Source organism: Streptomyces sp. NPDC017520, from assembly GCF_044329855.1.
Lineage (GTDB): Bacteria > Actinomycetota > Actinomycetes > Streptomycetales > Streptomycetaceae > Streptomyces.
Genome location: NZ_JBIRKB010000002.1, coordinates 309,904 through 324,030, shown reverse-complemented (window position 1 = coordinate 324,030; position 14,127 = coordinate 309,904). Strand labels below are relative to the sequence as shown.

The 14,127-nt window shown below is 71.1% G+C and carries 11 protein-coding genes; 10 read left to right on the top strand and 1 reads right to left on the bottom strand.

All coding sequences use genetic code 11. From position 1 onward, the window contains the following. Nucleotides 1–141 precede the first annotated feature (141 nt). Nucleotides 142–705, bottom strand: coding sequence for a beta-class carbonic anhydrase (locus ACH4KB_RS05520; RefSeq protein ID WP_398063828.1), 564 nt, complete (start codon nucleotides 703–705; stop codon nucleotides 142–144). Nucleotides 706–1,135: 430 nt separating this feature from the next. Between ACH4KB_RS05520 and rsmH the strand changes: the two genes are divergently transcribed. The 10 genes from rsmH to ACH4KB_RS05470 all read left to right on the top strand — a co-directional run bounded on the left by rsmH (nucleotide 1,136) and on the right by ACH4KB_RS05470 (nucleotide 13,890). Further along, a complete protein-coding gene (gene rsmH / locus ACH4KB_RS05515) occupies nucleotides 1,136–2,101 on the top strand; it encodes a 16S rRNA (cytosine(1402)-N(4))-methyltransferase RsmH (RefSeq protein ID WP_398063826.1) in 966 nt (321 codons plus the stop codon). A 61-nt stretch (nucleotides 2,102–2,162) separates the two neighbouring features. Continuing rightward, nucleotides 2,163–2,756, top strand: coding sequence for a septum formation initiator family protein (locus tag ACH4KB_RS05510; protein ID WP_398063824.1), 594 nt, complete (start codon nucleotides 2,163–2,165; stop codon nucleotides 2,754–2,756). 4 nt (nucleotides 2,757–2,760) lie between these two features. Next, the gene (locus ACH4KB_RS05505) at nucleotides 2,761–4,749 is read left to right on the top strand and encodes a peptidoglycan D,D-transpeptidase FtsI family protein (RefSeq protein ID WP_398063822.1); all 1,989 of its coding nucleotides are present in this window, start codon (nucleotides 2,761–2,763) and stop codon (nucleotides 4,747–4,749) included. A gap of 40 nt (nucleotides 4,750–4,789) precedes the next feature. Further along, nucleotides 4,790–6,508, top strand: a complete 1,719-nt coding sequence (locus tag ACH4KB_RS05500) for a UDP-N-acetylmuramoyl-L-alanyl-D-glutamate--2,6-diaminopimelate ligase (RefSeq protein WP_398063820.1) — start codon at nucleotides 4,790–4,792, stop codon at nucleotides 6,506–6,508. A gap of 4 nt (nucleotides 6,509–6,512) precedes the next feature. Further along, complete coding sequence (gene murF, locus ACH4KB_RS05495) at nucleotides 6,513–7,934, top strand: UDP-N-acetylmuramoyl-tripeptide--D-alanyl-D-alanine ligase (RefSeq protein ID WP_398063818.1); 1,422 nt, start codon at nucleotides 6,513–6,515, stop codon at nucleotides 7,932–7,934. Further along, a complete protein-coding gene (gene mraY, locus ACH4KB_RS05490) occupies nucleotides 7,931–9,001 on the top strand; it encodes a phospho-N-acetylmuramoyl-pentapeptide-transferase (protein WP_398063816.1) in 1,071 nt (356 codons plus the stop codon). The genes murF and mraY overlap by 4 nt, the downstream gene beginning before the upstream one ends. Next, entirely contained in the window at nucleotides 8,983–10,428 is a 1,446-nt protein-coding gene (gene murD / locus ACH4KB_RS05485; protein ID WP_398063814.1) for a UDP-N-acetylmuramoyl-L-alanine--D-glutamate ligase, read from the top strand. Before mraY ends, murD begins: the two co-directional genes overlap by 19 nt. Before the next feature lie 64 nt (nucleotides 10,429–10,492). After that, nucleotides 10,493–11,938, top strand: a complete 1,446-nt coding sequence (gene ftsW, locus ACH4KB_RS05480) for a putative lipid II flippase FtsW (RefSeq protein ID WP_398063812.1) — start codon at nucleotides 10,493–10,495, stop codon at nucleotides 11,936–11,938. A gap of 6 nt (nucleotides 11,939–11,944) precedes the next feature. After that, complete coding sequence (gene murG / locus ACH4KB_RS05475; protein WP_007451369.1) at nucleotides 11,945–13,033, top strand: undecaprenyldiphospho-muramoylpentapeptide beta-N-acetylglucosaminyltransferase; 1,089 nt, start codon at nucleotides 11,945–11,947, stop codon at nucleotides 13,031–13,033. A 62-nt stretch (nucleotides 13,034–13,095) separates the two neighbouring features. Further along, nucleotides 13,096–13,890 carry a cell division protein FtsQ/DivIB gene (locus ACH4KB_RS05470; RefSeq protein ID WP_398063810.1) on the top strand — a complete coding sequence of 265 codons (795 nt, stop codon included), beginning with the start codon at nucleotides 13,096–13,098 and terminating at the stop codon, nucleotides 13,888–13,890. Nucleotides 13,891–14,127 lie beyond the last annotated feature (237 nt).

The window sequence follows — 14,127 nt, the reverse complement described above, 5'->3', positions numbered from 1 at the left end:
TGTTGCCGTTACCGCTTCGTGTCACTCGCCTGTGGATAAGTGGGTGTGAAATGTCAGCGTCTGTCGCGATTTCGGCACCGCAAGGTGCGGTGATGAGTGCGTGAGGTACGGCGGAGGGCCGGGCAGGCGCGGTGAGTGCGTTCAGGAAGCGGAGTGGATCTCGCGCAGCAGACCGGTGGTCACGTCGAAGACGAACCCGCGCACGTCGTCGGTGTGGAGCAGGAACGGCGAGGTGCGCACCCGCTGCATCGACTGGCGCACGTCCTGGTCGGCGTCCGAGTAGGCCTCGACCGCCCACGCCGGACGCTGGCCCACCTCACGCTCCAGCTCCTGACGGAAGTCCTCGGTGAGGGACTCCAGGCCGCAGTTGGTGTGGTGGATGAGGACCACGCTGCGGGTGCCGAGCGCCCGCTGGCTGATCGTCAGCGAGCGGATCACGTCCTCGGTGACCACGCCGCCCGCGTTGCGGATGGTGTGGCAGTCGCCGAGCTCCAGACCGAGCGCCGCGTGCAGGTCGAGACGGGCGTCCATGCAGGCGACCACGGCCACCTGGAGGACGGGGCGCGCGTCCATGCCGGGATCGCGGAAGTCCTTCGCGTACTCGGCGTTCAGAGCGACGAGCCGGTCGGTGACCTGGCCCCCCTCGCGGACCGCCGCAGCGGTGGGCGTCACGGACTCGGCGGGAGAGTGAGCAGAAGTCGACATGGAGACGACGTTAGCCTTCCCACCTGGCCGGGGCGTGCTGTGAGAGCGGACAAAAAACGTCAACTCGGCTTGTTGTGAGCTAACCCACAGGACTCGCGGGGATGCGCCCGTTCGGGTGGGCTCGCCGCATCCGGACGGGTGGCGCGACTCGCTGCCCGGTTCGTTGATCGTGAATCGATCGAATGGCAGGGTGGACTAAAGTAACGCGAAGTCACCAACCACCGCCTTGCCCACTGCCCCATCGCACCCCCCCCGCACCTCCTGCATATTCCGTATTTCCCCCGTGGTGTGCGGCGTACGTGCGACCCGGCCCTCTCCCGCTCTCGGTCGGCCGACGCCTCTTCCCCGGCGCCGGCGGACCTCCCCTTCAGAGCGGGCGGGGACCAGGACGTACGTGCCGGCCGCGCGGGACAGAGCCTGAGAGGGCGCCTTGAGCCAGACCCGACACGTCCCCGTGATGCTCCAGAGGTGTCTGGACCTGTTGGCCCCGGCTCTCCAGGACCCGGTCCACCCGGAGCCCGTGGTCGTCGACTGCACCCTCGGCCTCGGCGGTCACAGCGAGGCGCTGCTCGCCTCCTTCCCCACCGCCCGGCTGATCGCCCTGGACCGCGACAGGGAGGCGCTCCGCCTCTCCGGTGAACGGCTCGCCCCCTACGGCGACCGCGCCACCCTCGTCCACGCGGTCTACGACGAACTCCCCGAGGTCCTCGCGCGGCTCGGGATCCCCAAGGTCCAGGGCGTGCTGTTCGACCTCGGCGTCTCCTCCATGCAACTGGACGAGGCCGACCGCGGATTCGCGTACGCCCAGGACGCCCCGCTCGACATGCGGATGGACCAGTCCACCGGCATGGGCGCCGCCGAGGTGCTCAACACCTACCCGCCCGGCGAACTGGTCCGGATCCTGCGCGCGTACGGCGAGGAGAAGCAGGCCAAGCGGATCGTCTCCGCCGTCGTCCGCGAGCGCGAGAAGGAGCCTTTCAGCAACAGCGCCCGGCTCGTCGAGCTGATCCGCGACGCGCTGCCGCAGGCCGCCAAGCGCACCGGCGGCAACCCCGCGAAGCGGACCTTCCAGGCCCTGCGCATCGAGGTCAACGGCGAGCTGAGCGTCCTGGAGCGGGCCATTCCGGCCGCCGTCCAGTGCCTCGACGTCGGCGGCCGGATCGCCGTGCTGTCCTACCACTCGCTGGAGGACCGGCTGGTCAAGCAGGTCTTCGCGGCCGGCGCCGCCAACACCGCGCCCCCCGGCCTGCCCGTCGTCCCCGAGCGCTACCAGCCCCGGCTGAAGCAGCTCACCCGAGGCGCCGAGCTGCCAGGCGAGGAGGAGGTCGCCGAGAACCGGCGTGCCGCTCCCGCCCGGCTGCGCGGCGCCCAGCGCATCCGCGCGGAGGAGCGATGAGCACCCGGCGTCGCCCCACGCGAAGCGGCCGCCCGGCCCCGGGCGGCCGGGGAGCCGTGCGGTGAGCAAGCCGGCCGCACCGCTGAAGGGGCGGGCCGCGCGGCTCGCCCGGCTGATGCCGTCCACCGGGCCCAGCACCGCGGCCCGCACCCCCTTCGTGCTGCTGGTCGTCCTGCTCCTGGGCGGCGGGCTCATCACCCTGCTCGTGCTGAACTCCGCGCTCAACGAGGGTTCGTTCAGGCTCAGCGAGCTGAAGCGGGACACCACCGAGCTCACCGACGAGCAGCAGGCGCTCCAGCGCGACGTCGACAGCCGTTCCCAGCCCGACGCCCTGGAGCGCCGGGCCCGGGAGCTGGGCATGGTTCCCGGCGGCAGCCCCGCCTTCCTGAACCCCGACGGCACGGTCCGCGGCAACCCCACCGAGGCCACCGCCCCGCCGTCGCCGAGCCCCAGCCCCACGCCGAGCACCGGCGCCCCGGCCGACGCCGGGACCCCGGCCGCCGGGACCCCGGCCGTGCCCTCGGGCCCCGCTTCGCCCTCCGGATCCGACCCCGTGACCGATCCCGTGACCGATCCCGTGACCGATCTCGCGACCGAGCCCGACCCCGCAACTGCGGCGGAGAGCCCCCCGCCCCCGACGAGCCCCGGCAGGTGACGCAGTGCCGCCCAAGGAACCGCCGCGCCGCCGCGTACCCGGCCCGGCCCGCCCCCGTAGCGGGGGATCAGGATCCGGCCGCTCCGGCGCGCGCCCACCGGCCCGCCGCCCCCGTTCCGCCCCGGGGCGCACCACCGCGCGCCCAGGCGCACAGCGCTCCCTGCGCCTCGGCAGCCCCCGCCCCCGGCTGCGGCTCGTCAGCCTCGGGCTGACGCTGGTCATGCTGGCCTTCGTGGCCCGCCTGCTCCAGGTCCAGGCCGTCGACGCCAGCGCGTACGCGGCCAAGGCGGAGAAGAACCGCTACCTGGAGTACACGGTCGCCGCCGAGCGCGGCGAGATCACCGACCGCAAGGGCGTCGCGCTCGCCACCAGCGTGGACGCGCACAACATCACGGCCGACCCGAAGATGTTCACGCCCGAGGAGAGCAAGGCCCCCGACGCGCCCCAGCAGGCCGCGGCCCTGCTCGCCCCGATCCTCGGCAAGGACGTCGACGAGCTCGTCAAGAAGCTGTCGGTGCCCAAGTCCCGCTACACCGTGCTCGCCTACCGGCAGACCCCCCAGGTCTGGAAGCAGATCAAGGACCTCAAGTCCGTCTTCGCCGAGAAGGCGTACGAGGACAAGCTGAAGGGTGGTCCGGGAGCCAACGTCCTGGCCGGCGTCCTTCAGGTGCCGACCACCAAGCGCGTCTATCCCAACGGGGATCTCGCCGCCGGGATACTGGGATTCGTCAGCGCCGACGGCAAGGGCGGCGGCGGCCTCGAATCGCAGCTCGACAAGGAACTCGCGGGCGAGGACGGCAAGATCAGCTACGCCCAGGCAGGCGGCCGTCGGGTTCCCACCGCGGGCGGCAGCGAGACTCCGGCCGTGCCCGGCTCCGACATCGAGCTGACCATCGACCGCGACATCCAGTGGGCCGCCCAGAAGGCCATCAGCGACCAGGTCGAGAAGTCCAAGGCCGACCGCGGCTACGTCATCGTGCAGAACACACGGACCGGCGAGCTGCTGGCCATGGCCAACGCCCCCGGCTACGACCCCAACGACCTCTCCCAGGCGACGTCCGCCTCCCTCGGCAACGCCGCCCTCCAGGACGTGTACGAGCCCGGCTCCACCAGCAAGGTCATGTCCATGGCCGCCGTACTGGAGGAGAAGGCCGCCACACCCGGCACCCACGTCACCGTCCCCAACCGGCTGCACCGCGGCGACCGGCTCTTCAAGGACGACGTGGACCACCCCACCTGGTACCTCACGCTCAACGGGGTCCTCGCCAAGTCCAGCAACATCGGCACCATCCTGGCGACGGGTCAGCTCGGCAAGACCCAGGCCGAGTCCAACCAGGTCCTCTACTCCTACCTGCGCAAGTTCGGCCTCGGCTCCAAGACCGGGCTCGGCTACCCCGGGGAGTCGCCGGGACTGCTGGCCCACCCCAAGGACTGGTCGACCTCGCAGCAGTACACGATTCCCTTCGGCCAGGGCCTCTCGCTCAACGCCGTCCAGGCAGCCTCGGTCTACTCCACCATCGCCAACGGCGGCGTACGGATCGCCCCCACCCTCGTCCGCGGCGCCAAGGGCTCCGACGGGCGCTTCACGGCCGCCGAGGCCCCCGAGGAGAACCGGGTGGTCAGCGAGAAGACCGCCAAGACCCTGGCGACGATGCTGGAGTCCGTCGTCGACGACCGGGAAGGGACCGGCACCAAGGCCGCCATCCCCGGCTACCGGGTCGCGGGCAAGACCGGCACCGCCAACCGCGTCGACCCCGTCCGCGGCGTCTACAAGGGCTACACCGCCTCCTTCGCGGGCTTCGCCCCCGCCGACAACCCACAGGTCACCGTCTACTGCGCGATCCAGAACCCCACCAAGGGCAGCTACTTCGGCGGCCAGATCTGCGGCCCGATCTACAAGCAGGTCATGGAGTTCGCGCTCAAGACGCTCCAGACCCCCCCGTCCGGCAGCGAGCCGCCCCGGCTGCCGGTGTCCTTCAAGCCCGGCGAGTGAACACGGGGATGCGCGAGCATCTCCTCCAAGGGAACCCTCAGTGACAACCATCACCCCCGATCCGGGGAACCGGAACGAGAACCGCCGGGACCAAGGTCCCTCGCTTCGCGAGACGCCGCACCGGCCCGGTACGCTCACCGCCGTGCCCCACGCTGATCAGTCCCAAACCTCTCAGAAGGACGCGCCTGTGACCTACCCGGGAGCGCCCCGACCGGACCGGCTCCGGCCCACCCCTCTCGGCGAGCTGGCAGACCGGCTCGGCGTAGAAACGGCCGGGACCGGTGAAGTCACCGGCATCACCCACGACTCGCGGGCCGTGCGACCCGGAGACGTGTACGCGGCCCTGCCCGGCGCCCGCTTCCACGGCGCCGACTTCGCGGCCCAGGCCGCCGGCCTGGGCGCCGCCGCCGTCCTCACCGATCCCGCCGGCGCCGAACGCGCCGCGGCCACCGGCCTGCCGGTGCTGGTCACCGAGGACCCGCGCGCCGTCATGGGCGAGCTGGCCGCCGACATCTACGGGCGGCCCGGCATCGGCCTGCTCCAGCTCGGCATCACCGGCACCTCCGGCAAGACCACCACCGCGTACCTCGTCGAGGGCGGACTGCGCGCCGCCGGACGCCCCACCGGGCTGATCGGCACCGTCGAGATGCGGATCGGCGACGAGCGCATCAAGTCCGAGCGCACCACCCCCGAAGCCACCGACCTCCAGGCCCTGTTCGCCGTCATGCGCGAACGCGGCGTCGAGGCCGTCGCGATGGAGGTCTCCAGCCACGCCCTGGTGCTCGGCCGGGTCGACGGCTGCGTCTTCGACGTCGCCGTCTTCAACAACCTCAGCCCGGAGCACATGGAGTTCCACTCCGGCATGGAGGACTACTTCCAGGCCAAGGCCCAGCTGTTCACCCCCGAACGCAGCCACCGCGGCGTCGTGAACTTCGACGACGAGTACGGCCGCAGGCTTCTGACCGAGTCCGGGGTGCCGGTCACCAGCTTCTCCGCCGAGGGCCACCCGGACGCCGACTGGCACGCCGAGGACGTCGAGGTCGGACCGCAGGACAGCACCTTCACCGCCGTCGGCCCGGGCGGCGAACGGATCACCGCCCGCGCCCCGCTGCCCGGCCCGTTCAACGTCGCCAACACCCTCGCCGCCATCGTCACGCTGGCCGTCGCGGGCGTCGACCCGCAGACCGCCGCCGACGGCATCGCGGCCGTCCCCGGGGTCCCCGGCCGACTGGAGCGGGTGGACGCCGGACAGCCCTACCTCGCCGTCGTCGACTACGCGCACAAGACCGACGCCGTCGAGTCCGTACTGCGCTCCCTGCGCAAGGTCACCGAGGGCAAGGTGCACATCGTCCTCGGCTGCGGCGGCGACCGCGACACCACCAAGCGCGGCCCGATGGGCGCGGCAGCCGCCCGGCTCGCCGACACCGCCGTGCTGACCTCCGACAACCCCCGCTCCGAGGATCCCCTCGCGATCCTCGCCGCGATGCTCTCCGGCGCCGCCGAAGTGCCCGTCCACGAGCGCGGCGACGTCCTGGTCGACGCCGACCGCGCCTCGGCCATCGCCGCCGCCGTCGCCCGCGCGGAGGCGGGCGACACCGTCCTCGTCGCGGGCAAGGGGCACGAACAGGGCCAGGACATCCACGGGGTGGTACGCGCCTTCGACGACCGCAAGGTCCTGCACGCAGCCATCGAGCGGTCCCGCACGCGCCCCGGCGCCGCGGACCGTGCCCCTCACCTCGAGAACAACAGTCAGGGATGACCAAGTGATCACCCTTTCCCTCGCCGAGATCGCCGAAATCGTCGGCGGGCAGTCGTTCGACATACCGGATCCGGCAGTCACCGTGACCGGACCCGTCGTCATCGACTCCCGCGAGGTCGCGCCAGGCAGCCTGTTCGCCGCGTTCGCCGGCGAACGGGTCGACGGCCACGACTACGCCCGGCGCGCCGTCGAGGCGGGCGCCGCGGCCGTACTGGCGGCCCGCCCCGTCGGCGTTCCGGCGATCGTCGTGGACGACGTCGTCGGCGCGCTCGGCGCCCTCGCCCGTGCCGTGGTCGAACGCCTCGGCACCACCGTCGTCGGCCTCACCGGATCCGCCGGCAAGACGTCCACCAAGGACCTGATCGCGCAGCTCCTCCAGCGCAAGGGCCCGACCGTCTGGACGCCCGGCTCCCTCAACAACGAGATCGGCCTGCCGGTCACGGCGCTGACCGCCACCGCCGAGACCGAGCACCTGGTCCTGGAGATGGGGGCCCGCGGCGTCGGCCACATCCACTACCTGGCCAACCTCACCCCGCCCCGCGTCGGCCTCGTCCTGAACGTCGGCTCCGCGCACCTCGGCGAGTTCGGCAGCCGGGAGGCCATCGCCCAGGCCAAGGGCGAGCTGGTCGAGGTCCTGCCCGAGGACGGCTGCGCCGTGCTCAACGCGGACGACCCCCTCGTCCGCGCCATGGCCCCCCGCACCAAGGCCCGCGTCCTGCTCTTCGGAGAAGCCCCGGAAGCGGACGTACGGGGTGAGAAGGTCAGAATGACCGCCGACGGGCGGCCCGCCTTCGAGCTCCACACACCCACCGGGTGCAGCGACGTGACCATGCGCCTGTACGGTGAGCACCACGTGTCGAACGCGCTCGCCGCGGCCGCCGTCGCCCATGAGTTGGGCATGTCCGTGACCGAGATCGCCGAGGCGCTCTCGGAGGCGGGCACTCTCTCCCGCTGGCGCATGGAGGTCACCGAGCGCGGGGACGGTGTGACGGTCGTCAACGACGCCTACAACGCGAACCCCGAATCCATGAGAGCCGCACTGCGTGCGCTGGCTGCCATGGGCCAGGCCCGAGGGGCCGACGGGGGACGCACCTGGGCGGTGCTCGGTCAGATGGCCGAGCTCGGTGACGCGTCGCTCGCCGAGCACGACGCGGTCGGACGGCTCGCCGTCCGGCTCAACGTCAGCAAGCTCGTCGCTGTCGGGGGGAGAGAAGCCTCCTGGCTGCAACTGGGCGCATATAACGAGGGTTCGTGGGGTGAGGAGTCGGTGCACGTGTCCGACGCACAGGCGGCCGTCGACCTGTTGCGCAGTGAACTGCGCCCGGGAGACGTCGTGCTGGTGAAGGCGTCCCGGTCGGTCGGCCTGGAGAAGGTCGCCCAGGCACTGCTGGAGAACTCGACCGAGGGCGAGGTCGCCGGCCGATGAGGCAGATCCTCTTCGCGGGGGCCATCGGGCTCTTCCTGACCCTGGTCGGTACCCCGCTGCTGATCAAGCTGCTGGCCCGCAAGGGATACGGGCAGTTCATCCGGGACGACGGCCCGCGCACGCACGGCAGCAAGAAGGGCACGCCCACGATGGGCGGCATCGCCTTCATCATGGCGACGATCATCGCGTACCTCCTCGCGAAGGTCATCACGGGTGAGGACATCCGCTACTCCGGCGTCCTCGTGCTGTTCCTCATGGCGGGCATGGGCCTCGTCGGGTTCCTCGACGACTACATCAAGATCGTCAAGCAGCGTTCGCTCGGTCTGCGGGCCAAGGCGAAGATGGCGGGACAGCTGATCGTCGGCATCGCCTTCGCGGTGCTCTCGCTCCAGTTCCCCAACTCCGCGGGCAACACCCCGGCCTCCGACCGGCTCTCCTTCGTGGAGGACTTCGGCTGGTCGATCGGCCCGGTGCTCTTCTGCGTCTGGGCACTGTTCATGATCCTCGCCATGTCCAACGGCGTGAACCTCACCGACGGCCTCGACGGTCTGGCCACCGGCGCCTCCGTCATGGTCTTCGGCGCCTACACCTTCATCGGCCTCTGGCAGTTCCAGGAGTCCTGCGCCAACGCGGACAAGCTGACCAACCCGAGCGCCTGCTTCGAGGTACGCGACCCGCTCGACCTCGCCGTCGTCGCCGCCGCCCTGATGGGCGCCTGCTTCGGCTTCCTCTGGTGGAACACCTCGCCCGCCAAGATCTTCATGGGCGACACCGGCTCGCTCGCCCTCGGCGGCGCCCTCGCGGGTCTCGCGATCCTGTCCCGCACCGAGTTCCTCCTCGCCATCCTCGGCGGCCTCTTCGTGATGATCACCATGTCCGTGGTCATCCAGGTCGGCTCGTTCAAGATGACCGGCAAGCGGGTCTTCCGGATGGCGCCGCTCCAACACCACTTCGAACTCAAGGGGTGGTCCGAAGTCCTTGTCGTGGTCCGCTTCTGGATCATCCAGGGCATGTGCGTGATCGTCGGCCTCGGCCTCTTCTACGCGGGATGGGCAGCCAAGAAGTGAGCAGCACCGTGGACTGGCAGGGCAAGCACGTCACCGTCGCGGGGCTCGGCGTCAGCGGCATCCCCGCGGCCCGCGCCCTGCACGAGCGCGGCGCGCTCGTCACCGTCGTCAACGACGGCGACGACGAACGCGCCCGCGCGCAGGCGGCCGAACTGGAGGCGCTCGGCATCACCGTGCGCCTCGGCGACGGCGCGACCCTGCCGCCGTCCACGGAACTGATCGTCACCGCCCCCGGCTGGCAGCCGGACAAGCCGCTCTTCCTGGCTGCCGCCGAGGCGGGCGTCCCGGTCTGGGGCGACGTCGAACTGGCCTGGCGACTGCGCGGGACCAACGGCCGCGAGGCCGCCCCCTGGCTCGCGGTCACCGGCACCAACGGCAAGACCACGACCGTACGGATGCTGGCCTCGATCCTTCAGGCCGCGGGCCTGCGCACCGCGGCCGTCGGCAACATCGGCGTATCGCTGCTGGACGCGGTGCTCGGGGAGACCGACTACGACGTCCTCGCCGTCGAACTCTCCAGCTACCAGCTGCACTGGGCGCCCTCGCTGCGCGCCCACTCCGCCGCCGTCCTCAACCTGGCCCCGGACCACCTCGACTGGCACGGCTCGATGGAGGCGTACGCCGCGGACAAGGGCCGCGTCTACGAGGGCAACACGGTCGCCTGCGTCTACAACGCGGCCGACCCGGCCACCGAGGACCTGGTGCGCGAGGCGGACGTCGAAGAGGGCTGCCGGGCCATCGGCTTCACCCTCGGCGCCCCCGGCCCCTCGCAGCTCGGCGTGGTCGACGGCATCCTCGTCGACCGGGCGTTCGTCGCCAACCGCCAGAAGCAGGCCCAGGAACTGGCCGAGGTCACCGACGTCAACCCGCCGGCCCCGCACAACATCGCCAACGCGCTCGCCGCCGCCGCCCTCGCCCGCGCCTTCGGCGTGGAACCGGCCGCGGTCCGCGACGGACTGCGCGCCTTCCGGCCGGACGCCCACCGCATCGAACACGTCGCGGACATCGGCGAAGTCGCCTACGTGGACGACTCCAAGGCCACCAACACCCACGCCACCGAGGCCTCCCTCGCCGCCTACGACTCCATCGTCTGGATCGCGGGCGGACTGGCGAAGGGCGCCACCTTCGACGAGCTGGTCACCGGCGCGGCGAAGCGGCTGCGCGGGGTCGTGCTGATCGGCGCCGACCGGGCGCTGATCCGCGAAGCCCTGACGCGACACGCCCCCGAAGTCCCGGTGGTCGACCTCGACCGGACCGACACTGGGGCGATGTCCGAAGCGGTCGCGCGGGCGGCCGAGCTCGCCCGGCCGGGCGATACGGTACTGCTGGCCCCGGCCTGTGCCTCGATGGACATGTTCACCAACTACAACAAGCGGGGCGAGGCGTTCGCGGACGCGGTCCGCGCACGCGCCGACGAGAGCGCCTGACCGACCGGGCCTCCGCGCCCGGGGTCACGGGCCCCGGGCACGAGCAGTGGAGGGGACAGCGACAATGCCGGCCGACGAGAGATTCGCCGTACGGCGGGACCGCGCGAGGGCCTCGGTTCCCCGCCCCCTCACCGCGACGCCCGCCTCCTCCGGGGTACCGCTGCCCGGCGGGCTCGCCCTGCGCGGGCGGCTCGCCACCGGAGCCCGGCGCCCCGAGAAGCCCCGCGGCCCCGGACGCGGCGGCTCGGCCCCCCGTCCCCCGCGCACCGGGCGCGGTGGTGGACCCCGCCGTACCTACGAGCGGGCACGACGGGCCTGGGACCGGCCCCTGACCGCCTACTACGTGATCCTCGGCTCCAGCCTCCTGATCACCGTGCTGGGCCTGGTGATGGTCTACTCCGCCTCGATGATCAAGGCGCTGGACATCAGCAAGCCTTCGACCTACTTCTTCGGCAAGCAGTTCCTCGCCGCCGTCATCGGTGGCGTGCTGATGCTGGTCGCCGCCCGGATGCCGGTGAAGCTCCACCGGGCGCTGGCCTACCCGATACTGATGGTCACCGTCTTCCTGATGGTCCTGGTCCAGGTGCCGGGGATAGGGATGTCGGTCAACGGCAACCAGAACTGGCTCTACCTGGGTGGCCCGTTCCAGCTCCAGCCCAGCGAGTTCGGCAAGCTGGCCCTCATCCTGTGGGGGGCGGACCTGCTGGCCCGCAAGCAGGACAAGCGGTTGCTGACGCAGTGGAAGCACATGCTCGTGCCGCTCGTGCCGGTCGCCTTCATGCTGCTCGGACTGATCATGCTCGGCGGCGACATGGGAACCGCGATCATTCTCACGGCGATCCTGTTCGGTCTGCTCTGGCTGGCGGGCGCTCCCACCCGGCTGTTCGCCGGGGTGCTCGGCTTCGCCGCCGTCATCGCGTTCCTGCTGATCAGGATGAGCCCGAACCGCATGTCCCGGCTGGCCTGCATGGGCGCGAGCGAACCCGATCCGGAGGGCGGATGCTGGCAGGCCGCACACGGGATCTATGCTCTGGCGTCCGGCGGATGGTTCGGTTCCGGACTGGGTGCGAGTGTGGAAAAATGGGGTCAACTCCCGGAACCTCACACCGACTTCATCTTCGCCATCACCGGTGAGGAACTGGGTCTGGCGGGGACGCTGTCCGTCCTCGCCCTGTTCGCGGCTCTAGGCTATGCGGGTATCCGCGTGGCCGGACGCACGGAGGACCCCTTCGTGAGGTTTGCCGCGGGAGGCGTGACCACGTGGATCACGGCCCAGGCCGTGATCAACATCGGTGCGGTGCTCGGCCTGTTGCCGATCGCCGGGGTGCCGCTCCCGCTGTTCTCCTACGGGGGGTCGGCCCTGCTGCCGACGATGTTCGCGGTCGGGCTGATGATCGCCTTCGCACGGGAGGACCCAGCCGCCAAGGCGGCCCTGGCCATGCGGAAGCCCGGGCTGAGATGGAAGACGATGAGACGGCGCGTCAAGAAGCGTCCGTCCGGAGAGCGGTGAATTTCGGTGCATGTCGTACTCGCCGGCGGGGGGACCGCCGGACACATCGAGCCCGCGCTTGCCCTCGCAGACGCCCTGCGCAGGCAGGACCCGACCGTGGGAATCACTGCCCTCGGCACGGAACGCGGACTGGAGACCAGGCTCGTGCCCGAGCGGGGGTACGAGCTGGCGCTCATTCCCGCCGTGCCACTGCCCCGTAAGCCCACACCCGAACTGATCACCGTCCCGGGCCGGCTGCGCGGCACCATCAAGGCCGCCGAGCAGATCCTGGAGCGCACCAAGGCGGACTGCGTGGTCGGCTTCGGTGGCTACGTCGCGCTGCCCGGCTACCTGGCGGCCAAGCGGGCCGGTGTGCCGATCGTGGTCCACGAGGCCAACGCCCGCCCGGGCCTGGCCAACAAGATCGGTTCGCGGTACGCCCACGGGGTCGCCGTCTCCACCCCCGACAGCAAGCTGCGCGGCGCCCGCTACATCGGCATCCCGCTGCGCCGCACCATCGCCACCCTGGACCGCGCCCGGGTCCGCCCGGAGGCCCGCGCCTCCTTCGGCCTCGACCCCAACCTGCCCACGCTGCTGGTCTCCGGCGGCTCGCAGGGCGCGCGCCACCTCAACGAGGTGGTCCAGCGGGTCGCGCCGCTGCTCCAGCGCTCCGGGATCCAGATCCTCCACGTGGTCGGCCCGAAGAACGAATTGCCGCGCATCGACAACATGCCCGGGATGCCGCCCTACATCCCGGTACCGTACGTGGACCGGATGGACCTCGCGTACGCCGCGGCCGACATGATGCTCTGCCGCGCGGGCGCGATGACCGTCGCCGAACTCTCCGCCGTCGGGCTCCCCGCCGCCTACGTCCCGCTGCCCATCGGCAACGGCGAACAGCGGCTCAACGCCCAGCCGGTGGTCAACGCCGGCGGCGGCCTGCTGGTGGACGACGCGGCGCTCACGCCGGAGTGGGTGCAGGGCAACGTCCTGCCGGTACTGTCGGACCCTCACCGGCTGTACGAAATGTCCCGCGCCGCGGCCGAGTTCGGCCGGCGCGACGCCGACGACCTGCTCGTCGGCATGGTGTACGAAGCGATTGCCGCGCGCCGCTAGGCGCCCGGCGCGATGCGGTGCGGACCCGGGGCGGGCGTCCCGGGTCCGTCGAAGGAGCGAGCGTGGCCGGACCGACGACCGCCCAGCGCGGCGCACCCGGGCGGACGGACATCTCCGCCAACCCGCCGCACAGCGGCCCCGAGGGGCCCCGGATCGGCCGCCGCACCCTGCTGATCCTGATCGGCGTCGCGGTCGCCCTGCTCACCGCGTTCGTGATCTGGGTGCTCTACGGCTCCTCCTGGCTCCGTGTCGAGAAGGTCAGCACGAGCGGCGTCGAGGTGCTGACCCGCGAAGAAGTGGAAGCGGTTGCCGCCACACCGATCGGTGCTCCGCTGGTCTCCGTGGACACCGACGCCATGGAGCGCCGGTTGCGCCAGAAGTTGCCTCGTATCGACACAGTTGATGTCGTTCGGTCCTGGCCGGACGGCATCGGCCTTAAGGTGACCGAACGGAAGCCGGTCCTGCTGGTCGAAAAGGACGGCGCGTTCGTGGAAGTGGATGCCGAGGGCGTGCGCTTCGCCACCGTGGACAAGGCGCCGGAGGGCGTGCCCCTGCTGGAACTGACTCCCGAACCGTCCGCGAGCCTTCGCCGCTTCGGCGGTGACGGTCTGTTGCGGGAAGCGGTCCGGGTCGCCGGCGACCTTCCGGCAGGTGTGGCCGAGGACACCGAGGCCGTACGGGTCACCTCGTACGACGCGATCTCCTTGCTGCTCACCGGGGATCGTGTGGTGACCTGGGGGAGTGGTGAAGACGGGGTGGTGAAGGCGCGCGTCCTCACCGCACTCATGAAAGCGGCCCCCAAAGCGGGACAGTTCGACGTAAGCGCTCCCACCGCCCCGGCGGTATCGACGAGTTGACGGGTATTTGTGCTGGCCAGCACCCTGGTTGGTCAGCGCTACGGGTGATCACATAGGGTGAAAAGAAAAACGGGAGGTTCGGCGTGTTCGTTGAACGTGCGCCACTTGTCGACTTAGTGTCCTGTTCGGAAGAGTCCAGGAAGCAGACACACTGGTAACCCTAAACTTCAACGTTAGGGTTTGGGTCGGCGTTCGGACCGTCCCCATCGACATCAGTCGTCGCCGCGGAGCTCCCGC

Coding starts and splice junctions, on each gene's coding strand:
- ACH4KB_RS05520 (WP_398063828.1), bottom strand. CDS start 705: ATGTCGACTTCTGCTCACTCTCCCGCCGAGTCCGTGACGCCCACCGCT.
- mraY (WP_398063816.1), top strand. CDS start 7,931: ATGAGGCAGATCCTCTTCGCGGGGGCCATCGGGCTCTTCCTGACCCTG.
- murD (WP_398063814.1), top strand. CDS start 8,983: ATGGGCAGCCAAGAAGTGAGCAGCACCGTGGACTGGCAGGGCAAGCAC.
- ftsW (WP_398063812.1), top strand. CDS start 10,493: ATGCCGGCCGACGAGAGATTCGCCGTACGGCGGGACCGCGCGAGGGCC.